This is a genomic window from Variovorax paradoxus EPS, from assembly GCF_000184745.1.
GTDB lineage: Bacteria > Pseudomonadota > Gammaproteobacteria > Burkholderiales > Burkholderiaceae_C > Variovorax > Variovorax paradoxus_C.
The window spans coordinates 1715258-1739789 of record NC_014931.1 but is presented as its reverse complement, the minus strand read 5'-3'; the positions used below and the strand labels follow the sequence as shown (position 1 = coordinate 1739789).

At 65.5% G+C, this 24532-nt stretch carries 22 protein-coding genes; 16 read left to right on the top strand and 6 right to left on the bottom strand.

Annotated features, from left to right (window positions below):
* The first annotated feature begins 8 nt into the window (after positions 1-8).
* The 9 genes from leuD (at position 9) to accD (ending at position 10626) form a co-directional block, all read left to right on the top strand.
* Complete coding sequence (gene leuD, locus VARPA_RS07835) at positions 9-659, top strand: 3-isopropylmalate dehydratase small subunit (protein ID WP_013540018.1); 651 nt, start codon at positions 9-11, stop codon at positions 657-659.
* A gap of 40 nt (positions 660-699) precedes the next feature.
* A complete protein-coding gene (leuB, locus tag VARPA_RS07830; RefSeq protein ID WP_013540017.1) occupies positions 700-1788 on the top strand; it encodes a 3-isopropylmalate dehydrogenase in 1089 nt (362 codons plus the stop codon).
* Between the two features lie 90 nt (positions 1789-1878).
* Entirely contained in the window at positions 1879-3021 is a 1143-nt protein-coding gene (gene asd / locus VARPA_RS07825) for an aspartate-semialdehyde dehydrogenase (protein ID WP_013540016.1), read from the top strand.
* A 277-nt stretch (positions 3022-3298) separates the two neighbouring features.
* Positions 3299-5962 (top strand): FimV/HubP family polar landmark protein, encoded by a 2664-nt coding sequence (locus tag VARPA_RS07820; protein WP_416367501.1) that lies wholly within the window; start codon positions 3299-3301, stop codon positions 5960-5962.
* A 27-nt stretch (positions 5963-5989) separates the two neighbouring features.
* On the top strand, positions 5990-6811 hold the full coding sequence (truA, locus tag VARPA_RS07815; RefSeq protein ID WP_013540014.1) for a tRNA pseudouridine(38-40) synthase TruA: 822 nt from the start codon (positions 5990-5992) through the stop codon (positions 6809-6811).
* Positions 6808-7509 carry a phosphoribosylanthranilate isomerase gene (locus VARPA_RS07810; RefSeq protein WP_013540013.1) on the top strand — a complete coding sequence of 234 codons (702 nt, stop codon included), beginning with the start codon at positions 6808-6810 and terminating at the stop codon, positions 7507-7509. The genes truA and VARPA_RS07810 overlap by 4 nt, the downstream gene beginning before the upstream one ends.
* A gap of 48 nt (positions 7510-7557) precedes the next feature.
* Positions 7558-8844, top strand: a complete 1287-nt coding sequence (gene trpB / locus VARPA_RS07805; RefSeq protein ID WP_013540012.1) for a tryptophan synthase subunit beta — start codon at positions 7558-7560, stop codon at positions 8842-8844.
* Positions 8844-9689: a tryptophan synthase subunit alpha gene (trpA, locus tag VARPA_RS07800; RefSeq protein ID WP_013540011.1), complete on the top strand. Its 846-nt coding sequence runs from the start codon at positions 8844-8846 to the stop codon at positions 9687-9689. The genes trpB and trpA overlap by 1 nt, the downstream gene beginning before the upstream one ends.
* 64 nt (positions 9690-9753) lie before the next feature.
* Positions 9754-10626, top strand: a complete 873-nt coding sequence (accD, locus tag VARPA_RS07795) for an acetyl-CoA carboxylase, carboxyltransferase subunit beta (protein ID WP_013540010.1) — start codon at positions 9754-9756, stop codon at positions 10624-10626.
* 96 nt (positions 10627-10722) lie between these two features.
* Here accD and VARPA_RS07790 read toward each other — a convergent pair whose 3' ends face one another.
* The gene (locus tag VARPA_RS07790) at positions 10723-11283 is read right to left on the bottom strand and encodes a YggT family protein (protein ID WP_013540009.1); all 561 of its coding nucleotides are present in this window, start codon (positions 11281-11283) and stop codon (positions 10723-10725) included.
* A 50-nt stretch (positions 11284-11333) separates the two neighbouring features.
* On the opposite strand from VARPA_RS07790, the gene VARPA_RS07785 reads away from it, so the two are divergent.
* From VARPA_RS07785 to VARPA_RS30125, 4 genes are all read left to right on the top strand, one after another.
* Entirely contained in the window at positions 11334-11981 is a 648-nt protein-coding gene (locus VARPA_RS07785) for an LON peptidase substrate-binding domain-containing protein (protein ID WP_013540008.1), read from the top strand.
* A gap of 123 nt (positions 11982-12104) precedes the next feature.
* A complete protein-coding gene (lysS, locus tag VARPA_RS07780; RefSeq protein WP_013540007.1) occupies positions 12105-13667 on the top strand; it encodes a lysine--tRNA ligase in 1563 nt (520 codons plus the stop codon).
* Between the two features lie 13 nt (positions 13668-13680).
* On the top strand, positions 13681-14475 hold the full coding sequence (locus tag VARPA_RS07775) for a class I SAM-dependent methyltransferase (protein WP_013540006.1): 795 nt from the start codon (positions 13681-13683) through the stop codon (positions 14473-14475).
* Entirely contained in the window at positions 14472-16307 is a 1836-nt protein-coding gene (locus tag VARPA_RS30125; RefSeq protein ID WP_013540005.1) for a hypothetical protein, read from the top strand. Before VARPA_RS07775 ends, VARPA_RS30125 begins: the two co-directional genes overlap by 4 nt.
* Here VARPA_RS30125 and VARPA_RS07765 read toward each other — a convergent pair.
* Positions 16298-17620 carry a galactosyl transferase GMA12/MNN10 family protein gene (locus VARPA_RS07765; protein ID WP_234974974.1) on the bottom strand — a complete coding sequence of 441 codons (1323 nt, stop codon included), beginning with the start codon at positions 17618-17620 and terminating at the stop codon, positions 16298-16300. The two genes, VARPA_RS30125 and VARPA_RS07765, sit on opposite strands and share 10 nt — an antisense overlap.
* A 104-nt stretch (positions 17621-17724) precedes the next feature.
* Between VARPA_RS07765 and VARPA_RS07760 the strand changes: the two genes are divergently transcribed.
* The 3 genes from VARPA_RS07760 to VARPA_RS07750 are packed head-to-tail and all read left to right on the top strand — an operon-like array spanning position 17725 to position 21467.
* Positions 17725-18987, top strand: a complete 1263-nt coding sequence (locus VARPA_RS07760) for an Hsp70 family protein (RefSeq protein ID WP_013540003.1) — start codon at positions 17725-17727, stop codon at positions 18985-18987.
* Positions 18984-19514, top strand: coding sequence for a M48 family metallopeptidase (locus VARPA_RS07755; protein ID WP_013540002.1), 531 nt, complete (start codon positions 18984-18986; stop codon positions 19512-19514). Before VARPA_RS07760 ends, VARPA_RS07755 begins: the two co-directional genes overlap by 4 nt.
* Positions 19515-19568: 54 nt before the next feature.
* The gene (locus VARPA_RS07750) at positions 19569-21467 is read left to right on the top strand and encodes a glycosyltransferase family A protein (RefSeq protein ID WP_013540001.1); all 1899 of its coding nucleotides are present in this window, start codon (positions 19569-19571) and stop codon (positions 21465-21467) included.
* Here the strand turns inward: VARPA_RS07750 and nagZ are convergent.
* Genes nagZ through recO form a run of 4 tightly spaced genes read right to left on the bottom strand, consistent with a single transcriptional unit; the run spans position 21457 to position 24531 of the window.
* On the bottom strand, positions 21457-22569 hold the full coding sequence (gene nagZ / locus VARPA_RS07745) for a beta-N-acetylhexosaminidase (RefSeq protein ID WP_013540000.1): 1113 nt from the start codon (positions 22567-22569) through the stop codon (positions 21457-21459). The genes VARPA_RS07750 and nagZ overlap by 11 nt on opposite strands.
* A complete protein-coding gene (gene acpS / locus VARPA_RS07740; RefSeq protein ID WP_013539999.1) occupies positions 22566-22976 on the bottom strand; it encodes a holo-ACP synthase in 411 nt (136 codons plus the stop codon). Before acpS ends, nagZ begins: the two co-directional genes overlap by 4 nt.
* The gene (locus VARPA_RS07735) at positions 22973-23761 is read right to left on the bottom strand and encodes a pyridoxine 5'-phosphate synthase (RefSeq protein ID WP_013539998.1); all 789 of its coding nucleotides are present in this window, start codon (positions 23759-23761) and stop codon (positions 22973-22975) included. Before VARPA_RS07735 ends, acpS begins: the two co-directional genes overlap by 4 nt.
* A complete protein-coding gene (recO, locus tag VARPA_RS07730; protein ID WP_013539997.1) occupies positions 23758-24531 on the bottom strand; it encodes a DNA repair protein RecO in 774 nt (257 codons plus the stop codon). Before recO ends, VARPA_RS07735 begins: the two co-directional genes overlap by 4 nt.
* Position 24532: the final 1 nt, after the last annotated feature.

The following is a 24532-nucleotide window of genomic DNA, read 5'->3' as shown; positions in this document are numbered from 1 at the left end:
GACATCACATGCAGAAATTCACCGTGCACAAGGGCCTCGTGGCCCCCATGGACCGCGAGAACGTCGACACCGACGCGATCATTCCCAAGCAGTTTCTCAAGTCGATCAAGAAGACCGGCTTCGGCGTGAACCTGTTCGACGAATGGCGCTACCTGGACGCCGGCTTTCCGGGCCAAGACCCGGCCACCCGCAAGCCGAACCCGGACTTCGTGCTGAACCAGCCGCGCTACGCGGGCGCTTCGGTGCTGCTCGCGCGCAAGAACTTCGGCTGCGGCTCGTCGCGCGAACACGCACCGTGGGCGCTCGACCAGTACGGCTTCCGCGCGATCATCGCGCCGAGCTATGCGGACATCTTCTTCAACAACAGCTTCAAGAACGGCCTGCTGCCGATCGTGCTGTCCGAAGCACAGGTCGCACAGTTGTTCGATGAGGCCTTTGCCTTCCCGGGCTATTCGCTGACCATCGATCTGGAGCGCCAGGTGGTCGTGAAGCCCGATGGCGGCGAGCTCGCGTTCGACATGCAGGCTTTCCGCAAGTACTGCCTGATCAACGGCTTGGACGACATCGGCCTCACGCTGCGCCACAAGGACAAGATCAAGGCCTTCGAGACCGAGCGCCTGGCGCAGAAGCCCTGGCTCGCGCACACGATGATCTCGTGATCAGCCTCACCATTTCCGCATTCAAACCTCAGACCAACTTATGAAAATCGCAGTTCTCCCGGGTGACGGCATCGGCACCGAAATCGTGGCGGAAGCCGTCAGGGTCCTCGACGTCCTCGACCTGAAGTTCGAGATGGAGTCGGCGCTGGTCGGCGGCGCGGCCTACGAGGCGCACGGCCACCCGCTGCCCGAATCGACGCTCAAGCTCGCCAAGGAATCCGACGCGGTGCTGTTCGGCGCGGTCGGCGACTGGAAGTACGACAAGCTCGACCGGCCGCTGCGCCCCGAGCAGGCCATCCTGGGGCTGCGCAAGAACCTCGGGCTCTTCGCGAACTTCCGCCCGGCAATCTGCTACGAGGAACTGGTGGATGCATCGAGCCTGAAGCCCGAACTGATCGCGGGACTGGACATCCTCATCATTCGCGAACTGACTGGCGACATCTACTTCGGCCAGCCGCGCGGCCGCCGCATCGCGACGGATGGGCACTTTCCGGGCGCCGAGGAAGCGTTCGACACGATGCGCTACTCGCGCCCCGAGATCGAGCGCATCGGGCGCGTGGCCTTCGAAGCGGCCCGCAAGCGCAGCAAGCGCGTGACCAGCGTCGACAAGAACAACGTGCTGGAAACCTCGCAGTTGTGGAAAGACGTGATGCTCGACGTCGCGAAGGAATATCCGGACGTGGAACTCGACCACATGCTGGTCGACAACGCAGCCATGCAGCTCGTGAAGGCGCCCAAGAAATTCGACGTGGTGGTCACCGGCAACATGTTCGGCGACATCCTCTCGGACGAGGCCGCGATGCTCACCGGCTCCATCGGCATGTTGCCCTCCGCGTCGCTCAATTCGAGCAACCAGGGCCTGTACGAGCCGAGCCACGGCAGCGCGCCCGACATTGCCGGCAAAGGGGTTGCCAATCCTTTGGCTACAATCCTGTCCGCTGCCATGATGCTCCGCTTTTCACTCAACCAACCCGAAGCTGCCGACCGTATCGAGTCGGCGGTCAAGGACGTGCTGGCCTCGGGGCTGCGCACGGGTGACATCTGGTCAGAAGGTACGAAGCGCGTCGGCACCCGCGAAATGGGCGACGCGGTCGTTGCAGCAATCACCAAAAAGACGATTACCGGCTAACCGCAGCCCGCTTCGTCACGCCCCTCCCCGGCTCGACGAGTCGGGGGCAAGAAAAGACAACTTTTTCTTTTTTCATAAGGGCAAACTGAAATGGCGAACGCATCTCAACCTCTGGTCGGCCTCGTAGGCTGGCGCGGCATGGTCGGCTCGGTCCTGATGGACCGCATGCAGGCCGAAGGCGACTTCGGTCTCATCGAGCCAGTCTTCTTCTCGACTTCCAACGCCGGCGGCAAGGCCCCGGCGATGGCCAAGAACGAAACCGCGCTGAAGGATGCGAACGACATCGAAGCACTGAAGAAGTGCGACATCGTCATCACCTGCCAGGGCGGCGACTACACCAGCGAGGTCTTCCCCAAGCTGCGCGCCGCCGGCTGGACCGGCCACTGGATCGACGCCGCCTCCACCCTTCGCATGCAGGACGACGCGGTCATCGTGCTGGACCCGGTCAACCTCCCGGTAATCCAGAACGCCCTCACCAACGGCGGCAAGAACTGGATCGGCGGCAACTGCACCGTGAGCTGCATGCTCATGGGCGTGGGCGCCCTCTACAAGGCCGGCCTGGTCGAGTGGATGACCAGCATGACCTACCAGGCAGCCTCGGGTGGCGGCGCGCAGCACATGCGCGAACTGCTGACCCAGTTCGGCACCCTCAACACCGAAGTGCGCGCGCTGCTGGACGACCCGAAGTCGGCCATTCTCGAAATCGACCGCAAGGTGCTGCACAAGCAGCAGAATCTGAGCGCGGCCGAAACGGCCAACTTCGGCGCCCCGCTCGGCGGCTCGCTGATCCCCTGGATCGACAAGGACCTGGGCGACGGCATGTCGAAGGAAGAATGGAAGGCCGGCGCCGAAACCAACAAGATCCTCGGCCAGGGCGCGGGCTTCGGCACCGCCGCCGTGCCGGTCGACGGTTTCTGCGTGCGCATCGGCGCCATGCGCTGCCATAGCCAGGCGCTGACCTTCAAGCTCAAGAAGGATGTGCCTGTGGCCGACATCGAAGCGATGATCGCCGCGGACAACCCTTGGGCCAGCGTGGTGCCGAACACCCGCGAAGCCACCCTCAAGGACCTGACGCCGGTGGCGGTGACGGGCACCATGAACATTCCGGTCGGCCGCATCCGCAAGCTGGCGATGGGCCCCGAATACGTCGGCGCCTTCACCATCGGCGACCAGTTGCTGTGGGGTGCCGCAGAACCGCTGCGCCGCATGCTGCGCATCCTGCTCGAAGCCTGATGCGGGTCGCTCAGGCCTTCGAATCCCGAATTGTTGCAGTTTGGCAACGAAAAGTGTGTTCGTAAGTATGCGCGCACTGGGTAGAACAGGCGCATTGCCTTGTCAGCCCGGGGTGATGATGCTAACGTCCTCTTACAAATTCTGGGCCTGAGCCGCCCCTATCAGCATGACAAGACATCTGTTGCCCGCGGCCCGCCCATCGGCCGTTCGCCCCTCCCCATCGTTCAGCGGTTGGCGCCTTTCCATCCTGGGTGCGGCCGCCGCCGTGGCCCTGGGAATGGCCAGCACCGACGCCAGCGCGTTCACGCTGGGGCAGTTGAAGGTGCAATCGGCGCTGGGTGAACCGCTTCGCGCAGAGATCGATGTGACCGAGATCGCGGCCGCCGAAGCGGACGGCCTGAAGATCAACATCGCCACCCCTGAAGCCTTCAAGAACGCAGGCATCCCCTACAACTCGGCATTGGGCGACGTCAAGGCGACGCTGCAGCGCCGTGCGGGCGGCCAGTATGTGGTGCGCCTGAGCGGCAGCCGCCCGCTCAGCGACCCCTTCATCGACCTGCTGCTCGAAGCCAACGGCTCCTCGGGCCGCATCGTTCGCGACTACACCGTGCTGCTCGATCCGCCGGTCACGCGACAGGCGGCGGCTCCGGCCGTGCCGATCGCTCCCCAGATCAGCACCCCGGTCGAGCGCCCTGCCGTGGCGGCAGCCCGCGCACGCCGTGAACGTGCCGCGGCCGTCGCATCCGCAGCGCCCCCCGTCGCAGCAGCTGCGCCCGCACCCGCAACCCCGGCCACCGCTCCTGCAGCGGCGGCAGCAACGGCGCCCCGCGCGGGCGGCGAGCAAGTCACGGTTCAGCGCGGCGATACCGCCGGCAAGATTGCCGGTGCCCACAAGCCGGCCGACGTGTCGCTCGACCAGATGCTGGTCGCCCTGCTGCTCGCCAACCCCGATGCGTTCATTGGCGGCAACGTCAACCGCATCAAGGCAGGCGCCGTGCTCGAACTGCCGGGCGCCACCGAAGCGAGCGCCGTTCCCGCCGCCGAGGCACGCCGCACGGTCACCGCGCAAAGCCGCGACTTCGGCAACTACCGCCAGCGCCTCGCAGAGAACGCACCGACGTCGAACGTCGCCGCCGCCAGCCGCAAGGCCTCAGGCAAGCTGCAGGCGAACGTCGAAGACCGCAATGCAGCGGCCAGCGCCCCCGACAAGCTCACGATTTCGCAAGGCAGCGCTTCCACCCGTGCAGCCGACGAAAAGATCGCGCAGGCCCGCCAGGCGCAAGAAAGCAGCAACCGCATGGCGGAGCTGTCCAAGAACATCAACGAGCTGAACAAGCTCAAGGCTGGCGCCGGCTCCTCGGCACCCGCTGCCGCACCAGCACCTGCCGCGCCCGGCATTCCTGTGCCGACGCCATCAACCAGCGCCACGACGCCGCCGCCGGTCGCCGCCAACCCGGCGCCAGCAGTCGTTGTCCCTGCCCCCACGCCCGCACCTGTGGCAGCACCCGCTCCCGCAGCGGCAGCCGCCGCACCGACGCCTGAGGCAACGGCCGCACCCACGCCTGCGCCAGCAGCGGACCCGGCCGTCACGCCCCCCGCCACCAACGCTGCGGCCGCAGTGCCCGCGGCAGCCGCCAGCGCCGCGGTCGCGACGCCTGCACCGGCTGCCGCTCCAAAGCCGGTGGTCAAGGCCGCTCCGCCTCCGCCGCCGGAACGCAGCTTCTTCGAAGAACTGCTGGACAACCCGCTGATGCTCGGCGGCGCCGCGCTGATTGCGCTCCTGGTCGGCTTCCTGCTGTACCGCGTGCTGGGCCGCCGCCGGGAGGAAATGAGCGAAAGCGTGTTCCTCGAGAGCCGCATTCCGAAAGACTCGTTCTTCGGTGCCAGCGGCGGCGAATCGGTCGACACCAAGCACCGCGGCGACTCGAGCGTGTCGTCGCTGTCTTACTCGCCGAGCCAGCTCGATGCGGGCGACGTTGATCCCGTCGCCGAAGCGGACGTCTACCTGGCCTACGGCCGCGACCTGCAAGCCGAGGAAATCCTGCGCGAAGCACTGCGCCTGAACCCGGACCGCACCGCCATCCACCTCAAGCTGCTCGAGATCCACGCCAAGCGCCGTGATGTGCGCGCCTACGAAGGCCTGGCCACCGAAGTGCACAAGCTGACCGGCGGCTCGGGTTCCGACTGGAACCGCGTAGTCGACATGGGCAAGGACCTCGATCCGGGCAACCCGCTGTACGAATCGGGCGCGCCCCGCAGCGCAAGCCAGGCCGAAACGGCCGCCTTCGCAGGCGCCTTGGCGTCCGCCGCCAAGCCGCCAGTGGCCGCAGTGCCGACGCCCGTTGCACCGCCGCCGATTGCCTCGGCCCCGCCGCCGGCCTTCGTGCCTTCCGTGGCACCGCTGGACTTCGACCTGGACCTGAGCCAACCGATGCCGCTGGCACCGGCACCAAGCCACGCACCGGTCGGCGCGAGCCTGCCGAAGTCGGCCTATGCACCCGCTCCGACGACGGCACGCCCCGCAGCACCGCTGTCCAATGGCCATGTGACGCCGCCCGTCGACCTCGAGAACGATTTCGACACGGCCCCCGGCGCCCTCACGCCCAATACGCGCCCCTTGAACCTGAACGATGCGGACAACACGCGTCCAGCTACGCTGGGCAATGCGTTGCCTGCCGACTCGGGCTTCATCGAGTTCGACATGAGCGCCCTGGCAGGCCTGCCGGCCCGCTCCAACGGTGCGTCCGAACCGGCGCGCGCCGCCAGCGCGTTCGACGACGAAGGCGAAGACAGCCCCCACGCCGTCAAGCTCTCACTGGCGCGCGAACTGCAAGCCATCGGCGACGTCGAAGGCGCGCGTTCGCTGGTCGAGGAAGTCGAAGCCGAAAGCGCTGGCGACCTCAAGTCGCAAGCCAAGCAACTGCTCGCGGAACTGCGCTGAGCCATTGCTGTTTCCGTTCCTGAATTCGTGAGGCTGGCGCTCGGCATCCGCTACAACGGCCAGGCGTACGAGGGCTGGCAGAGCCAGCGCTCGGGCCGCACGGTGCAGGACAAGCTCGAAGCGGCCCTCGCGAAGTTCGCCGCCGACCCATCTGGTCGCATCGGCACGCTGTGCGCCGGCCGGACCGATGCCGGCGTGCATGCGCTGATGCAGGTGGTGCACTTCGACACCGAGATCGAACGCGAACCCTTCTCCTGGATGCGCGGCACCAACCGCTTCCTGCCCGACGACATCGCGGTGCAGTGGGCCCAGCCGGTGCCCGACGAGTTCCATTGCCGCGCCAGTGCCCTCGCGCGCCGCTACCTCTACGTGCTGTCGCAATCGCCGGTGCGGCCGAGCCTGGATTCGGGCCGGGTCGGCTGGTCGATGCATCCGCTCGATGGCGATGCGATGCGCAAAGCCGCCGCGGTGCTCATCGGCACGCATGACTTCAGTTCGTTCCGCGCCTCGGCCTGCCAGGCCAAATCGCCTGTGAAGAATCTGCGCCGCATCGAGATCACGCGTGTCGGCGACGGCGAGCGCTGCCGCTGGCACTTCGAATTCGAGGCCGACGCCTTCCTGCACCACATGATCCGCAACCTGATGGGCTGCCTCGTGCGCATCGGCCGCGGCGATGAGCGGCCCGAGTGGATCGCCGAGGTGCTCGAGGCGCGCAGCCGCAAGGTGGCTGCGCCCACCTTCTCCGCGGACGGTTTGTACTTCCTCGGCCCGTTGTACGACGCCAAGTGGGGTCTGCCGGCCGAGGCCACGCTGCAGGCTGGCGGCGCTCCTTATGATGGCCCGCCATGACGTCATCGCTCCCCCGCACCCGCATCAAGATCTGTGGCCTCACGCGCGAGGCCGACGTGGATGCCGCGGTCGAAGCGGGTGCCGATGCCGTCGGTTTCGTGCTCTACACCAAAAGCCCTCGCGCCATCACGGCTGAACGTGCCGCCGAACTTGCCGCTCGCCTCCCCCCCTTCATCACGCCAGTGCTGCTGTTCGTGAACGAGGATGCTCCCAAAGTCATAGCGTCGCTTGCCCGCGTGAAGGGCGCCATCGCACAGTTCCATGGCGAAGAGACGCCCGAACAGTGCGAGGAAGCCACCGGCCCCGGCCTCTTTCGCTACATGCGCGCCGCCCGCATTCCGCTGGGGGCTGCCGGTGCCGGCTTCGACCTCGTAAAATACGCGTCCGATTACTCCCACGCCCAGGCCATCCTGCTCGACGCGCATGTCGAAGGTTATGGCGGTGGCGGCAAGGCTTTCGATTGGTCACTTCTTCCACCCGCCGTCGACGCTCACCTCGTCTTGAGTGGTGGGCTCACACCTGCAAACGTGAGCGATGGCATTCGCATCCTGCGGACGCGCTGCAAGACGCTGTCCGTTGATGTGAGCTCGGGCGTCGAAATCGACGGTCCCGGGAACAAGGGCCTGAAGGACGCCGGAAAGATCCGGCAATTCGTCGCAGCCGTCAGAGCAGCAGACGCCTCGTCCTTCTCCAGTTAGCCGCCGCACCCGATCGTCATTCGGGCTGCGGCCCAACGATCGAGAACCATGCAAAGCAATTTCCAGGATTACCAGCAACCCGACGCCACCGGCCACTTCGGCAACTACGGCGGCACCTTCGCAAGCGAAACGCTCACCCACGCGATCAACGAGCTGCGCGACGCGTACGCCAAGTTCAAGGACGATCCGGCGTTCCTCGCCGAATTCCACTACGAGCTGAAGCACTTCGTCGGCCGGCCCTCGCCGATCTATCACGCTGCGCGCACCAGCCGCGAAATGGGCGGCGCGCAGATCTACCTCAAGCGTGAAGACCTCAACCACACTGGCGCGCACAAGATCAACAACGTGATCGGCCAGGCGATGCTCGCGCGGCGCATGGGCAAGCCTCGCGTGATCGCCGAGACCGGGGCCGGCCAGCACGGCGTGGCCACCGCCACGATCTGCGCGCGCTACGGCCTGGAATGCGTGGTCTACATGGGCAGCCAGGACGTGAAGCGCCAGAGCCCCAACGTCTACCGCATGAACCTGCTCGGCGCGACCGTGGTGCCGGTCGAATCGGGCAGCAAGACGCTGAAGGACGCGCTCAACGAGGCGATGCGCGACTGGGTCACCAATGTGGAAAACACCTTCTACATCATCGGCACCGTGGCCGGCCCGCACCCCTACCCGACGATGGTGCGCGACTTCCAGAGCGTGATCGGCACCGAGTGCATCGAGCAAATGCCCGCCATGCTGGCGGCCGACGGCATCACCGGCGAAGCCGAGGGCAAGCAGCCCGACGTGGTGGTCGCCTGCGTGGGCGGCGGCAGCAATGCGATCGGCATCTTCCATCCCTACATTCCGTTCGCCGGCACCCGGCTCATCGGCGTGGAAGCGGCGGGCGAAGGCCTGGACAGCGGCAAGCACGCAGCCTCCATCCTGCGCGGCAGCCCAGGCGTGCTGCACGGCAACCGCACCTACCTGCTGCAGAACGAGGACGGCCAGATCACCGAGACGCACAGCATCAGCGCCGGCCTCGACTACCCCGGCGTGGGCCCGGAGCACGCGCACCTGGCCGACATCGGCCGTGCCGAGTACGTCGGCATCACCGACGTCGAGGCGCTCGAAGCCTTCCACTACCTGTGTCGAACGGAGGGCATCATTCCCGCGCTCGAATCCAGCCACGCCGTGGCCTATGCGCTGAAGCTCGCGAAAACCATGCGCCCCGACCAGTCGATCCTGGTGAACCTCTCGGGCCGCGGCGACAAGGACATCGGCACCGTCGCCGACCTGTCGGGCGTCGATTTCTACGACCGCCCCTCGATGCGCGGCCTGAGCGTGAAGGGAGGCAAGTGATGAGCCGCATTGCCGCCACCTTCAAGACCCTCGAGGCGCAGGGCCGCAAGGCGCTGATTCCGTATGTCACCGCCGGCTTCCCCTTCGCCGACATCACCCCCGAGCTAATGCACGGCATGGTCGAGGCAGGCGCCGACGTGATCGAGCTGGGCGTGCCTTTTTCCGACCCGATGGCCGACGGCCCTGTGATCCAGAAGGCCGGCGAAGCCGCGCTGGCCCTGGGCGTCGGCATGAAGCAGGTGCTCGCCATCGTGGCCGCGTTTCGCCAGAAGGACACGACCACGCCGGTGGTGTTGATGGGCTATGCGAACCCGGTCGAGCGCTATGACCTCGTGCACGGCAAACAGGCCTTCATCCGCGACGCATCGGCCGCCGGGGTCGACGGCCTGCTGGTCGTCGACTACCCGCCCGAGGAATGCGAGGCCTTCGCTGCCGACCTGAAGGCGGCGAACATCGACCTGATCTTCCTGCTGGCGCCCACGAGCACCGACGAGCGCATGGCGCAGGTCGCGCGCATCGCGAGCGGCTACGTCTACTACGTGTCGCTCAAGGGCGTGACCGGCGCCGGCCACCTGGACACCGAGGCGGTCGGCCAGATGATCCCGCGCATCCGTCAGCATGTGAGCATCCCGGTCGGCGTGGGCTTCGGCATCCGCGACGCACGCACCGCGCAGGCGGTCGGTTCGGCGGCGGACGCCGTGGTGATCGGCACCAAGATCATCCAGCTGATCGACGGGCAACCGCGCGAGAAGGTGGTGCCCGCGGTGCGCGAATTCCTCGCCGGCATCCGCGAGGCGCTGGACGCCCTGCCGGCGGCTACCCCCAAGAATGCGGCTGGCCGATAATCTCGGTTGCCCTCACCCCCAGCCCCTCTCCTTCCAAGGAGAGGGGAGCTAATTCCGGAGTCCTATGAGCTGGCTTGAAAAACTGCTACCCGCCAAGATCGCACAAACCGACCCTGCCGAGCGCCGCCAGGTGCCCGAGGGCCTGTGGATCAAATGCCCGGCCTGCGAGACGGTGCTCTACAAGACCGACCTGGAGCACAACCAGAACGTCTGCCCGAGCTGCAGCCACCATCACCGCATCGGCGCCCGCGCGCGGCTCGACGCGTTCCTCGATGCCGAAGGCCGCTACGAAGTCGGCCAGGAAGTGCTCCCGGTCGACGCCCTCAAGTTCAAGGACAGCCGCAAGTACCCCGAGCGCCTGAAGGAAGCCCTGGAAAACACCGGCGAGACCGACGCGCTGGTCGTCATCGGCGGTTCGGTCCACAGCATCAACGTCGTTGTCGCCTGCTTCGAGTTCGAATTCATGGGCGGCAGCATGGGCAGCGTGGTCGGCGAGCGCTTCGTGCGCGGCGTCGAAACCGCCATCGAGCAGAAGGTGCCGTTCATCTGCTTCACCGCCACCGGCGGCGCGCGCATGCAGGAAGGCCTGCTCTCGCTGATGCAGATGGCCAAGACCAATGCCGCGCTCACGCGCCTGGCGAAGAAGGGCCTGCCCTACATCAGCGTGCTGACCGACCCGACGATGGGCGGCGTGAGCGCCGGCTTCGCCTTCGTGGGCGATGTGGTCATCGCCGAACCCAAGGCGCTGATCGGCTTTGCCGGCCCGCGCGTGATCGAATCGACCGTGCGCGTGACGCTGCCCGAAGGCTTCCAGCGCGCCGAGTTCCTGCAGACCAAGGGCGCGATCGACTTCATCAGCGACCGCCGCGAACTGCGCAAGACCATCGCCAGCACGCTCGCGATGCTGCTGCGCCAGCCGGCCGACGCGGTGAGCTGAACGACGACCGGCAAAACGCGGCAAGCCAAAGCAAAAGGGCCCGGGTGCAATGCACCCGGGCCCTTTTCTTTTGTTTGTTTGTTTGCTGGCTGCGGCTCAGAAAGTCAGTTGATAGGCAAACACCAGCAAATTGCTCAACACGATCGCAATTACCTGCAGCACCACGATGGCGGCAAGGGGCGACAGGTCCACGCCGCCGATCAGCGGGATGAAGCGCCGGAATGGTCTGACCAGCGGTTCCGCCAGACGGGAAATCAGGTCTAGCAGCATCGGCGACGCGCCCGGCACCCACGACAGCACGGCATAGACCACCAGGAGCGCGGTCAGCCCCGAGATCGCGAGCTGCAGCAATCCCACGAGCGACACCAGCGGCAAGGTGGCGATGCGGCCGAGATTGCCGATCAGGAGCCACAGCAGCAGGAACTTCAGCAGCACCAGCAGCCAGGCGGCGATCAGGCTCGCCAGGTCCCAGCGCTTGACCGAAGGCACGATGCGCCGCAGCGGCAGCACGATCCAGTCGGTGATCGCGAAGATGAAGCGGCCGAGCGGGTTGCCGAACGGCACCCGGTGGTACTGCATGTAGAGGCGCAGCAGGCAGGCGCCGCCGAGCAGGCCGACGATCACGTCGAGGAGGAACGAAGGAATCTGGTAGAGCATGGGGGCGCGGTCGTGAGCGGAATGCGATGATAGCCACGCAAGGTTTTTAGATGACGACACAGCCCCTTTTGCATTCACTGCCATTGTTCCCGCTCGGTACGGTTCTGTTCCCTGGCGGCCTGCTGCCTTTGCGCATCTTCGAGGTGCGTTATCTCGACATGGTCGGCAAATGCCGCAAGGCCGATGCGCCGTTCGGCGTGGTCAGCCTCACGAGCGGCAGCGAGGTCCGCAAGGCCGGCGCCGATGCGGAAAGCTTCGCTGCCATCGGCACGCTCGCCGTCATCCGCGAATTCGAATCGCCACAAAGCGGCCTCCTTCAGATCGAATGCATCGGCACGCAACGCTTTCGCGTTCGCAGCACCGAGTTGCAGAAGCACGGCCTGTGGGTCGCCGAGGTGGAAGCGGTGATCGAAGACATCGCGCTCGAAATCCCCGACGACCTCAAACACACGGCCACTGCACTGCGGCGCTTGGTCGACACGCTCGAAGAACGCCGTCGGGCCCAGGGCGCCAAGACGGTGCGGCTGCCCATCGGCGAGCCCTACCGGTTCGACGACTGCGGCTGGGTCGCGAACCGCTGGTGCGAGCTGGTGCCGATGCAGCTCGAACTGCGGCAACGGCTGATGGAGCTCGACAGTCCGCTGATGCGGCTCGAGCTGGTGAGTGATCTGCTCGCACGCACGGGCATCGCTGAATAGTTCGCTATATTTTCCGTAGCGCATCGCGCAGGATTGGCGGGCGCTTCGAGCCAGTTTCATTCGAATCTGATCGGCTAAAATCCCGGGCTCGCGCACGCTCCCGTTGCGCCTCACCCGCTCCCCATGTCCGATCACCTGACCCCTCCCATTCCTACGCCCGCTGCAGCCGCTGCCGCAGCCCCCGCCGTCGACGACAACAAGCTCATTGCCGAACGCCGCGAAAAGCTCAAGCTGCTGCGCACCGCACAGGTCGAGGGCAAGGGCGTCGCGTTCCCCAACGACTTCAAGCCGGGCCATCGCGCCGCGGCGCTCGTCGCGGCGCACGATGCGGTCGAGGCCGAAGCGCTCGAGGCACAAGCCATTTCCGTCAGCGTGGCGGGCCGCATGATGCTCAAGCGCGTGATGGGCAAGGCCAGCTTCGCGACCCTGCAGGACGCCACCGGCCGCATCCAGCTCTACGTGACGCGCGACGCCGTCGGCGAAGAAGCCTACGCAGAGTTCAAGCGCTGGGACCTCGGCGACATCCTGGGTGCCGAAGGCACGCTGATGAAGACCAAGACCGGCGAACTGTCGGTCAAGGTGACGAAGCTGCGTCTTCTCACCAAGAGCCTGCGCCCGCTCCCTGGCGATTTCTACGGCATGGCCGACCAGGAGCAGAAGTACCGCCAGCGCTACGTCGACCTGATCACCGACGAGGCGGCCCGCGTGCGCTTCACCGCACGCAGCAAGGCCGTGAGCGCCCTGCGCGAATTCATGGTCGCCAACGACTTCCTCGAAGTCGAGACGCCCATGCTGCACCCGATTCCGGGCGGCGCGAACGCCAAGCCCTTCAAGACGCATCACAACGCGCTCGACCAGGAGATGTTCCTGCGCATCGCGCCCGAGCTGTACCTGAAGCGCCTGATCGTCGGCGGCTTCGAGCGCGTGTTCGAAATCAACCGGAGCTACCGCAACGAAGGCATCTCGGTGCGGCACAACCCCGAGTTCACGATGATGGAGTTCTACGCGGCCTACTGGAACTACCGCGACCTGATGGACTTCACCGAGACGCTGATCCGCACCATCGCCGACAAGGCCGTGGGCTCGCAGCAGCTGACGTACGGCGGCAAGCCCGTCGACCTGAGCCAGCCCTTCGAGCGGCTGACGATCCGCGAAGCGATCCTGAAGCACACCGACGCCGGCGATGGCGTGGACGACACCGCTTGGCTCATCAACGGCCTGCGCAAGCTCGGCCTGAGCGAAGAAAAAGACAAGCTTTCGCAGCGCAGCCTCGCGAGCCTGCAGGTGATGTATTTCGAAGAGACCGTTGAAGAGAAGCTTTGGCAGCCGACCTTCATCATGGAACACCCGACCGAGATCTCGCCGCTGGCACGCGCCAACGACGAGCGCCCCGAGGTCACCGAGCGCTTCGAGCTCTACATCACGGGCCGCGAATTCGGCAACGGCTTCAGCGAGCTGAACGATGCCGAAGACCAGGCCGCCCGCTTCAACGCGCAGGTGGCCGCCAAGGACAGCGGCGACGACGAAGCGATGTACTACGACCACGACTTCGTGCGCGCGCTCGAATACGGCATGCCGCCCACCGGCGGCTGCGGCATCGGCATCGACCGGCTGATGATGCTGCTGACCGATTCGCCGAGCATCCGCGACGTGATCCTGTTCCCGGCGCTTCGGCGGGAACTCTGACAACGGAGACGCTGTGACCGATTTTCTCTGGCAAGACCGCGACAAGAAGGAATACGTCTACCCGTTCAATCCCAGACCCGAGTGCCTGGACATGCTCCGGCGCCCCCCCACCGTCGCACTCGATATCGGTTGTGGCTCCGGCGGCGTTGGGCATTTGCTGCGCCAGCGCTACCCCGGCTGCGAGCTCTGGGGGTGCGAATTCGATGCATCGGCCGCGCAGATCGCGCGCCAGCATTTCGACAAGGTCGTCGAGCGGGACGTGGAAACCGTCGATTTCGGTGCACAGGGGCTGAAAACCCCCTTCGACCTGGTGTGCCTGTTCGACGTGCTCGAACACCTGGTCAACCCCTGGCAGTTGCTGAACAGCCTGAATCGCACCATTGCGCCCGATGCGCAGATCCTGGTCAGCCTTCCCAATGCGTCGAATCTGCCGCTGCTGTACGACGCGCTCCGAGGGCACTGGCGCTATACCAACTGGGGCCTGCTCGACTTCACGCATCTGCGCTTCTTCACTGATTTTGACGCGCGCAAGATGTTCTACCAAACCGGCTTCCGCGTGCTCGATCATCGGTGGAACTTTCTGGGTCCCGGACGTGACATCCTCGAGCGCCACAAGGGCGAGACGTTCCCGTCGACGCTGTCGCTCGAGGGCCTGACATTGCAGGTGCAATCCGTGGCCGACCTGACCCGGCTGTGCGCCGACCAGAACCTCTACCTGCTCAGCCCTCACCGCGGCGAGTTCCGCGACGACACCGAGCGGGAGATGGCTTCAAACTCGTATCCGCCCACCTACGCCTTCGGCGGGTGAAAACGGTACGCATCCATCTCACCTCCCTCGGCGTTGAAGACGTCGTCGGAGACATCGTCCAGACGTTTCGCATCGCGCTCGAGCGGCTCGGCCATGAGGTCACCTACCAGCATTCGGTGGTGGCGCCTGGCATGCTCAACATCGTCTTCTTCTGCTGGGGCCTGCGCTGGGAAGACCTTGCGGCACTGCAGCCGAATTGCATCGTCGTCAATTTCGAGCATCTCACGCCCGGCGGCCAGTTCTTCCCCGAGCCGTACCGGGACATCCTGCAGCGAGCCTACGTCTGGGAGTACAGCGAAAGCAACTTCCAGCGCATGCCGCAGCTCGGCATGCTGCATGCGGACTACACGCCACTCGGATACGAAGACGGCGCAGCGCCCGTGCTAGCACTGGATGCATTGCTGCCCGAGGCGCAGCGCGACATCGACGTGCTGTTCTTCGGCCTGCAAAGCGTGCGTCGGGTCAAGGTGCTCGACGGTCTGCGGGCGCTGGGCCTTCGCGTGGAGACGACCACCCAGCGGCACTGGAGCCCGGAGGAACGCGATGCCTACTTGCTGCGCTCCAAGGTGGTGTTGAACATCCATAACTACGACGATTCGCGCATTGTCGAGATCCCGAGGTTGTCGATCTTCTTTCGCCACCGCAAGGCCATCGTGTGCGAGCTCTACCCCGACAGCGAAATCGACCCATCGCTGCGCAATGCCGTGGTCGGCGCAGGGTACGAGGGGCTTGTCGCCGCCACGGCCGCGCTCGTTGCGGATCCGGCAAGGCGTGCCGCGCTCGAAGGCCGGGGGCTTTCACTCTTCAGCACGCGCTCGCAGTCCAGCGTCCTGGCGCCTGCGCTGGAACGCTTCCTCGAGTGGAGAGACCACACCCGCTGCATCTGCGCGCTGCCGCACGGGCAACTCGCCGCAACGGCCCGGATCACAGTGATCCTCGCGCTGGACGGCGGCGCGCTGCCCGCGGGCCTGTCCCCCGATCTCCTGGCGGCATACGACCATCTGAAGCTCGACGTGATCCCGGTTGGCTCGTGCGCGGATTCAGAGAGCCGGTGCACCGCCTTCAACGCCGGCCTGCGCAATGCCCGCGGTGATTTCGTCGTCTTCATGCACGGCGCAGAAGCCCTGGAGCCGAGCCGACTCGCGGCGCAGGCGGCCTATCTTGCGGACCGCGCCGAGGTGGAAGTCGTCGGCTACTCGTCGGAAACCTGGCAGACCTCGCTCGACCACGAGATCAGGGCCGGCATGCTCGCCAGCGCGCCCGTTTCGACGCACGGCCGAATGTTCCGGCGCCAGTTCCTGCTCAACCGGGGCGTCGCGTTCGACCCCGGGTTTGCAGGCGGCGCCGATGCGCATTTTGTCTTCCAATGCGTTGCCGCCGGGGCCCGCTTTTCGAACGTGCGGGTCGGTGCCGGGACCTGCGATACCGTAACGCCCACCGCAGGACGGGCGTCCCCGCCCTCCCATGATGCGACGGAATCGATGCACGCAGGTCGGTGGATGCTGGCCCGGGTGTTTCCCGACTTGGCCACAGACGAGCTAGACCTGCTGGTGCTTCTCTATGCCCCGCTGTGGGAGCCCACGGCCGCCTTTGCGAAGCGTTTGCTGGGCGTCATGGCCAAGGCTGCCCGGCAAGACGCCCTGGGCCTGCATTTCTCTCCCGCCGAAGTTCGCCGGGTGTTGCGCAACGAAGCACTGCGGCTGCTTCGCATCTATCGCGATGCCAGGCTCATCGATGCACAGTGGCTGCTGCACTGTCAGAACGACGATGCGATGGTCGCCTTCTTCCTGGCGCCGCTGCGCGATGCGATGGCCTTTCTCTATCAGCCCTGACGCTGTGACCTCGCGTCGAGGTCGGCCATGTACACGGACCGGTAGGGCTCGCCGAGGTTCACGAAGTGAACCAGCAGGCTTTCGTCAGTTGCCAGCTGAGGCGGCGTGTTGATGCTCAGGTTGTCGAGCACGCAGTCTTCACCGACCAAGCCCTGCTCCTGGAGCACCTCGTTCGTGTAGAACTGGTCGCCTTGGCTGCTGTAGACGGTCGATTTGTCGTCCACCGTCGTGATGCGCTCCCAGATGCACGTCAGCAGACCGGCATTGCGCTCGGTATTGCGGAACCCCATCACGCCCGCATTGAAAGCCCAGTTGCCGATGTCCTTTGCAAGCAGCAGTTCGCGACCTTCCAGCAGGGGATCGACACGCCTGGACTGATTGACGAAAAGGATGTCCGCATCGATCCAGATGACCCATTGATGTTGCGGCAGGTGACGCCGGACAAGCCAGCTCTTCACCCAGGTGCCATTGATCGCCGGATCCAGCTCCGCGGGAATGCCCCGGTAGACGTGATACGCATAGCCGTGACGCTCGCAATAGCGCCGCACGTTGTGCTCCGACACCCGCGCGTAGGTGTTGATGTGGTGGGTGTAGAGCGTGACGAAGGCGATCGGCGCGCCTTCGTTGATGCTCGTTACCGCGTCCTCCGAGATCGGGGGATATGCGGGCGGCAACAGCACGGGCTCTGCGTCGATCAGCGCTGCATTCACCCTGCGCACCAGCAAGCGCTGCAAGTTGATGTCGTGCAGCATGTCCTGGGTCACGCGGCCGTCGGGCTGAAGTGTGCGCAGGACATCAAGGTTCACCACGAAGATGCGGGCGTTGAACCAGGAGGTGATCCGCCAGGACACGTTGACATAGCAGTCATTGATCAGTGCATTGCATTCGAGCATGCCGGCCGGCCGCAGAAGCGTGGATTCGTCCAGGTAGGGCGACACCAGCGCGAGCACGCTGCCAACGGCGGTGATCAGCGAGTAAAGCAGGGCGCGATTCGCGGCCGTGTTTCGCAGGATCATCATGTTGGTAAGCGGCAGGCCACCCGGCCCGTCGACCACGAGCAGGTTTCGCCCCGCCATCAGCGTCTCGACCGGCATGGGGTGGAATATCACGGAGTGGTCGTCCAGGAACAGCAGCCAATCGCCTTCTTCGAGCGTGCGCAGGCGTCGCAGCATCTCGGAGTACTTGGCGGAATCGCGCAGCGCAGGATGCGAGAGCCGGTCGACTTCGATCCAGGCATGGGGATAGCCGAACTTGCGGCAATAGTGCGCATGGTTGCGCAGGACCGGCTCTTCCAGCCGGTCGAAGAATGTCACGCACAGCGGCATTGGAGGGTCTCCCGCACAAGGTATTTGGGCAGCAGTCTATCTTGGGCCATTGCGACCTTCTAAACTCCGGGGCCCTCTGAACCCTTGATTGAATGACTCTTTCCCACAAACCGGCAATCGGCATCGATTTCGGCACCTCGAACTCGGCCATTTCCTGCGTACTCGACGACGGAGTCGCCCGGTTGCTCCCCGTCGAAGGAACCGCGACCACGCTGCCAACCGCAGTCTTCTTCAATGCCGAAGACCGCAGCACGCATTTCGGCCGCGAAGCGGTCGCGCTGTACCTCGCGGGCGTCGAAGGCCGCCTCATGCGCTCGCTGAAAAGCCTGCTCGGCAGCCCGCTGATGCAGGAGCAGACGGCTGTCTACAACGGGTCCGTCAGTTTCGAGGACATCATCGCGCGCTTCCTGCGCGAGCTGCTCGACCGCGCCGAACAGGAACTCGGCCAGCGCCCCGAACGCATCGTGGTCGGACGGCCGGTGCATTTCGTCGACGACGACAGCAAGCGCGATGCGCGCGCCGAAGAGAGCCTGCGCCACGCTGCGCGCGCCGCGGGCGTGCGCGACGTCTCCTTTCAGCTCGAGCCGATCGCCGCGGCGTTCGACTACGAACAGCGCGTGACCCGCGAGTCGACGATCCTGATCGTGGACATCGGTGGCGGCACCTCCGACTTCACCGTGGTGCGCCTGGGTCCGGAGCGCGCACTGCGGGCCGACCGCAGCGATGACATCTTGGCCACGAGCGGGGTGCATATCGGCGGTACCGACTTCGACCAGCGGCTGAACCTGGAGCGAGTGATGCCCCTGCTCGGCCTGCGGCACATCGGCGCACAGGGTCGCGAGGTGCCGAGCAAGGTCTTCTTCGACCTCTCCTCCTGGCACCTGATCAACTGGCTCTATGTGCCGAAGGCGACGCGCCAAGCCAGGGAGCTGCGCACCAGCTACAGCGATGTCCGCCTCCACAACCGCCTGATGAGGGTGCTCGACGAGCGGCACGGCCACCGCATCGCCAGCGAGGTGGAACAAGCCAAGATCGACGCCTCGGTCACCGATGCCGGGGTGCGCATTGACCTCTCGTTCTTCGAGCAGGGCCTGGCCTCCAGCCTTGTGCCCGCCGACATGACCCATCAGCTCGCGGGCCTCCTCGACAACGTGGTGGCTTGCGCGCATGCCTGCGTGAAGCGCGCGGGCCTGCGCAGCGGCGAACTCAGCGCCATCTATCTCACGGGCGGTTCCTCGGCACTGAGGCCTTTCCAGCGCGCCCTGCGCGCGAGTTTCGCCGGCGTGCCGCTGGTGGAGGGCGACCTGATGGGGGGCGTTGCGGCCGGCCTCGCCTACGCGGCGCGCTCGCTGTGAAATACCTCGCCGGTTATCCGCCAGCGCTGCTCGACCAGGTGCGACAGCTGATGGCGGAAGATTCTTTGGGCGCCCTGCTGCGCAAGCGCTATGCCGGCATCCATGACATTCGCACCGATCGCGCCCTCTATGCGTATGCGAGCGAACTCAAGAGCGAGTTCATGCGCAAGGCCGAGCCCCTGTCCAAGGCTGTTTTCGACAACAAGCTGCATGTGATCCGCAATGCGCTGGGCACACATACCACCATTGCCCGCGTGCAGGGAAGCAAGCTCAAGGTCAAGCGCGAGATTCGGGTGGCGAGCCTATTCAAGGAAGTCCCCCTCGAATGGCTGCGCATGATCGTCGTCCACGAACTTGCCCACACCAGGGAAAAGGACCATGACAAGCACTTCTACGCACTTTGCACCCACATGGAGCCGGACTATCACCGCTTCGAGCTCGATCTCAGGCTGTACCTGACTCACCTGGACTCCGGAGGGCCATCGCCTTGGCAGGACATGGCCAGCGCCCGGCCGGCAACCGTTTGATCGATCCGATAGAGTGCGCCTGATGCAGCTTCACGCACACCGCTCCTGGGCACCATGACGCTTCCACGGCTGAACTTCACTTCGCTGTCCTCGGAGGAAATCTGCGGCGACATCGTCAGGAGCTATCAGCTTGCCGCGCAGCGGCTGGGCTATCCCACGAGCTACACACCAGCCAACATCGATCCGGGTGCGATCAACATCTTGTTCTTCTTCTGGAATATTCCGTGGAAGTCCATCGCGCCGTTTCATCCGAATTGCATCGTCGTCAACTTCGAGCCGATGGTGGAAGGCTCGCATTCCTGGAACGACAACTATCTAGAAGTGCTCAAGAACGCCTACCTTTGGGAGTACAGCCAGAGCAATTTCCAGCGCTATCGCGAACTCGGCTACAGGAATGCCGACTACGTCGCACTGGGTTGGGAACCGGACGCTGCGAAGATCGTCCCATTGAGCGATGTTCTGCCCGACAGCGAGCAGGATATCGACGTCGTCTTTTTCGGATCGTTCACGCAGCGGCGCATCGACATCCTGGACGCGCTGACCCGCCGGGGCCTGCGGTTGAAAACCACGCGCGATCGCTCGTGGTCGCTGCAGGAGCGCGACAACTATTTGCGCCGTGCAAAACTCGTGTTGAACCTGCACAACTGGGACGACTCGCGCGTGGTCGAGATGCCGCGCTTGTCCATCCTTCTGCGTCATCGCAAGGCCGTGGTCTGTGAGCTCTATCCCGACAGTGAAGTCGCACCTTCAATTCGCGAAGCGGTGGTCGGGGCACCGTACGACAGGCTGGTCGACACCATCGAGGCATTGCTCGCCGACGCGCCGCGCCGTGCGCGACTCGAACGCGACGGACTCGAAAGAGCCAGCCTTCCACTGTCGCCGCCGGACGTGGGGCCTGCGCTGGAGCGGTTCCTGACCTGGCGGGCGCAGCAGCCGGATCGCATCACGCCGGCGGTGATGCCGCGCGTGACGATCTGCATGACGATCGGGGACACGCCCGATGACTGGCAATCGAGCCTGCAGAGCTGGTCGCGGCAGCGTGACGTCGCGCTCGAACTCATCGTCGTCGTGGCAGGCAGTCGGCGGGACGTGGCTGAAGCCGCTGCACGAGCAGGCATTCAGAACGTCCAGCTGATCTCGATGCCCGTGGCGTGCGACCGCCCCACGGCACGAAACATCGCCCTTGCGCAGGCCAAGGGGGAGTACATCGTCTTTTCCGACGCAGGCGATAGTGCCCCGGTCGAACGCCTGCAGCGGCAAGCCGCTCTGCTAGAAAGCTGTCCCGGCGTGGACATCGTGGGCTGCTGGTGCGAAGCGCAAGCGGCGACCCTGTGTTTCGCTCAACGGCATCACGAAATCCTGACAGAGTATTTAGGCCCGGCGCCACTGATGCTGTCGGCCTGCATGATCCGTCGCGAGTTCCTTGAGCGCAGCGGGGTGCGGCACGATCCCGAATTCACTGTTCACGACGATCGCCACATGCTCTGCAAGTGTGCAGTGGCCGGCGGCCAGTTTTCGGTGATCCCTGAATTGCTTCATCGTCCCGCGGCGATGGGTCCTCCAGGCGATCCGGCACGAGCGGCGTCGTTCGATTCGCGGGCTCGCGTGCTGATGCTCAGGCATCTCCTGCCGCACTGCAGCTCGGAGGCTCTCGACCAGATTGCGCAGCTCTATGCACAGTGGTGGCCTCCGCAACTTGACTTTGCGCAGCGCCTGCTGGCGACGCTCGCACATGCCTGCGCGATGCCGGCGTCGTCCGTCCAGCCGCCGGTGGTCGAGCACGAAATGCTGACGCGTGCGCTGAGGAATGGCGCATTGCGGCTGTTGCAGGTGTTCTTTGAGGCCGGGCTGGCAGACAAGCCGTGGCTGGAAGCACGGTTCACGGACCCGGAGATCGCGCGGTTTCTTGCGCCTCTCGCGAACCAGTTGCCGGTTCGCCCTTTCAGGACCTGACCGGCAAGAGAAGCACCAGCTCGGCGGCCAACAGTCGCAGGGCGCTGGTGTAGTTCTTCGAAGCCACAAGCGCTGGCCATTCGAGGGCATCGGGGAAAGGCAGAAGCGCGCGCCGCCGAGCTTCGCTCGCTGCTGCACCCTTCCAACGACCTGCGGCCGCCATCGCGCCGAACCCCTCGAGCAATGCATCCAACGGCAGTCCCGCACCGATGATGCTTTGATTGCAGACCATGGCCAGGTCGCATCCCGCATCCAGCGCCGCCAACGCCGCATCGGTGAAGCTCAACAGCTCGCCATCGATGTACCGTCCCGCCTCCATGCTCAGGTCGTCACTGAAGATCGCGCCATCGAAGCCGAGCCGGATGCGCAGCACGTCCTGCAGCCACTTCGAAGAAAAGCCCGCCGGCCGCGCATCGACCTTGGGATAGATGACGTGCGCCGGCATCACGGCGGCAAGCGTGCCGGCGAGCCAGTCGTAGGGCTTGGCGTCATCGGCCAGGATTGCCTTGAGGCTGCGCCTGTCGACCGGAATCTCGACATGCGAGTCCGCATTCACAAACCCATGCCCCGGAAAGTGCTTCCCGCAATTGCGCATGCCCATCTGCAGCATGCCGTGCATCACGCTCTTGGCCAACAGCGACACCACGCGCGGGTCGCGGTGGAAGCTGCGGTCGCCGATCACGCTGCTGCCGCCGTAATCCAGGTCGAGCACCGGTGCAAAGCTGAAGTCGATGCCGCAGGCCCGCAGTTCACCGGCGAGCACCTGCCCCGCCGCCGTCGCGGCCTGCGTGGCGCGCATGGCGTCGCGCATCCACAACTCACCGAGCGAACGCATCGATGGCAGGTGCGTGAACCCGTCCGTGCGAAAGCGCTGCACGCGCCCGCCCTCGTGGTCGACGCAGATCAGCAGGTCGGGGCGAATCGCCTTGATCTCGGCATTGAGCGCGGTCATCTGCGCGCGGTCCTGCCAGTTGCGGGTGAAATGAATCACGCCGCCGACCAGCGGGTTTGCAAGGCGCCGGCGGTCGGCGTCGTTGAGTTCGGTGCCCGCCACATCGATGATGAGCGGCGCGTGGATGCTACTGGTCGTTGTCGCGGTCATGCTTCGTTCTTGATGTCTTTATGCTCCACCACGACGAAGCTTGCGGCGTATTCAGTTTCGTCGGTCACCGTGACGTGGGCAGTGAGGCCCTTGGCCTCGAACCAGTCCTTGAGCTCGCCGTGCAGCACGATGACCGGCTTGCCGCTGCGCAGGTTGGCGATCTCGCAGAGACGCCAGGTCATCGGCATGCGCATGCCAAGGCCGATTGCCTTGCTGAAGGCTTCCTTGGCCGAGAAACGGGTAGCCAAGTAGCTCAGGCCGCGCTTGGGCCAGCGCGCACTGCGGGCTTGCCAGACCGCGAATTCGCCATCGCTCAGCACCTTGCGCGCGAACCGTTCGCCCTGGCGCTCGAAGGTCGCGGCGATGCGGCGCAGGTCGCAGATGTCGGTGCCGATGCCGTAGATCATGCAGGCCGGGCCTGTTGTTGCGCCTCTGTGATGCAGCGCAGGTATTCGCGCGTGGTCGCGGTGTAGCCGAGTTCGAGCGCGTCGGCGACGAAGGCATGGCCGATCGAGACCTCGTGCACGCCGCGCACTGCGCGTAGGAAGGCAGTCAGGTTGTCGCGGCTCAGGTCGTGGCCGGCGTTGACGCCGAGGCCCGCGGCCTGCGCCGCGCGCGCCGATTCGACGTACCGCGCGAGCACAGCCTCTTCGTCGGCGGTGCCGCGCGATGCGGCATAGCCCTCGGTATAGAGCTCGACGCGGTCCGCGCCCACCGCCTTGACCGCGGCCATCATCTCGGGAATCGGGTCCATGAACAGGCTGACGCGCACGCCCAGCGCCTTGGCTTCGGCGATCAGCGGGCGCAGTCGCTCGGCGTCGTCGGGGAAGCTCCAACCGTGGTCGCTGGTCGACTGGGATTCGCTGTCGGGCACAAAGGTCGCCTGGTGGGGACGCAGTTCGCGCACGAAGTCCATCAGGTTGTGGAAGGGGTTGCCTTCGATGTTGAATTCGATGCCCGGCCAGTCTTTCGCAAGCAGAGCCGAGAGGTCGCTCACGTCGTGGGCGCGAATGTGGCGCGCGTCGGGCCGGGGGTGCACGGTGATGCCCTGGGCGCCGGCGGCGAGGCATGCATTGGCTGCGGTCAGCACGCTCGGAATGCCCAGGTGGCGCGTGTTGCGCACCAAGGCCACCTTGTTGAGGTTGACCGAGAGGGAAGTGGTGGTGGTGCCGGCGTTGCCTGAAGTGCTCATAGTGCTTGCAGATCTCTCATCATTTGCCGCGTGCGCAGCGTGGACACGCCGCAATGGTAGTTGAGCAAGGCGCGCAGCTGGTTTCTGAGGGCGCTGTTGCTGCCGGCGTTCATGGTGGCAATTTCGCGCAGGGTGGCGGTGAAGGGCGCACGGTCGTCGAGCACGGCTTGCAGGGTCTGCCAGTCGGCACCGACCAGGCCGGCTTCGCCCTCCATCGCCGTACGAAGTCCCGCCTCGGGGACGAGGCTGTAGCGCGCGCCGGCGTCGAGCGGCTCCAGGGTCAGCGTCTGCACGTCGAGCGAGGGCAGCAGGCCGACTTCGCGCAGCAGGATCAGTTCGAAGGCGCGCAGCGCGGCGGCCTGGGTTGCCGCCTGGGCCCCGACATGGTCGCCCGCCAGCACCTGCACCACGCCGGCATAGGCGTCGAAGAGCGCCTCGTGCGCGTCGTCGCGCGCCAGGAGGCGCAGCAGCAATTCATTGATGTAGTAGCCCGAGAGCAGTGCCTCGCCTGTCGGCATGACATGGCCGCCCATCCACTCCGCGCCCTTGAGCGTGCGGATCTCGGCATCGCCGCCGTAATTGAGCTGCAGCGGCTGCAGCGGCAGCAGCACCGGCCTGAAATTGGAACTCGGCCGCTTCGCCCCCTTGGCCACCAGCGCGATGCGCCCATGGTGCCGGGTGAAGACCTCCAGAATCAGGCTCGACTCGCTCCAGTCGTAGCGATGAAGCACGTATGCCGGTTCGTGCGAAACGCGGTGGGCAGCGGCCACT

Excerpts from the sequence above, each read along its gene's own strand:
- accD (WP_013540010.1), top strand. The coding sequence starts at position 9,754 with ATGAGCTGGCTTGAAAAACTGCTACCCGCCAAGATCGCACAAACCGAC.
- nagZ (WP_013540000.1), bottom strand. The coding sequence starts at position 22,569 with ATGACCGCGACAACGACCAGTAGCATCCACGCGCCGCTCATCATCGAT.
- VARPA_RS07810 (WP_013540013.1), top strand. The coding sequence starts at position 6,808 with ATGACGTCATCGCTCCCCCGCACCCGCATCAAGATCTGTGGCCTCACG.
- lysS (WP_013540007.1), top strand. The coding sequence starts at position 12,105 with ATGTCCGATCACCTGACCCCTCCCATTCCTACGCCCGCTGCAGCCGCT.
- VARPA_RS07760 (WP_013540003.1), top strand. The coding sequence starts at position 17,725 with ATGACTCTTTCCCACAAACCGGCAATCGGCATCGATTTCGGCACCTCG.
- leuB (WP_013540017.1), top strand. The coding sequence starts at position 700 with ATGAAAATCGCAGTTCTCCCGGGTGACGGCATCGGCACCGAAATCGTG.
- trpB (WP_013540012.1), top strand. The coding sequence starts at position 7,558 with ATGCAAAGCAATTTCCAGGATTACCAGCAACCCGACGCCACCGGCCAC.
- VARPA_RS07750 (WP_013540001.1), top strand. The coding sequence starts at position 19,569 with ATGACGCTTCCACGGCTGAACTTCACTTCGCTGTCCTCGGAGGAAATC.
- leuD (WP_013540018.1), top strand. The coding sequence starts at position 9 with ATGCAGAAATTCACCGTGCACAAGGGCCTCGTGGCCCCCATGGACCGC.
- VARPA_RS07820 (WP_416367501.1), top strand. The coding sequence starts at position 3,299 with ATGGCCAGCACCGACGCCAGCGCGTTCACGCTGGGGCAGTTGAAGGTG.
- trpA (WP_013540011.1), top strand. The coding sequence starts at position 8,844 with ATGAGCCGCATTGCCGCCACCTTCAAGACCCTCGAGGCGCAGGGCCGC.
- asd (WP_013540016.1), top strand. The coding sequence starts at position 1,879 with ATGGCGAACGCATCTCAACCTCTGGTCGGCCTCGTAGGCTGGCGCGGC.
- acpS (WP_013539999.1), bottom strand. The coding sequence starts at position 22,976 with ATGATCTACGGCATCGGCACCGACATCTGCGACCTGCGCCGCATCGCC.
- VARPA_RS07785 (WP_013540008.1), top strand. The coding sequence starts at position 11,334 with ATGACGACACAGCCCCTTTTGCATTCACTGCCATTGTTCCCGCTCGGT.
- VARPA_RS07735 (WP_013539998.1), bottom strand. The coding sequence starts at position 23,761 with ATGAGCACTTCAGGCAACGCCGGCACCACCACCACTTCCCTCTCGGTC.
- VARPA_RS07790 (WP_013540009.1), bottom strand. The coding sequence starts at position 11,283 with ATGCTCTACCAGATTCCTTCGTTCCTCCTCGACGTGATCGTCGGCCTG.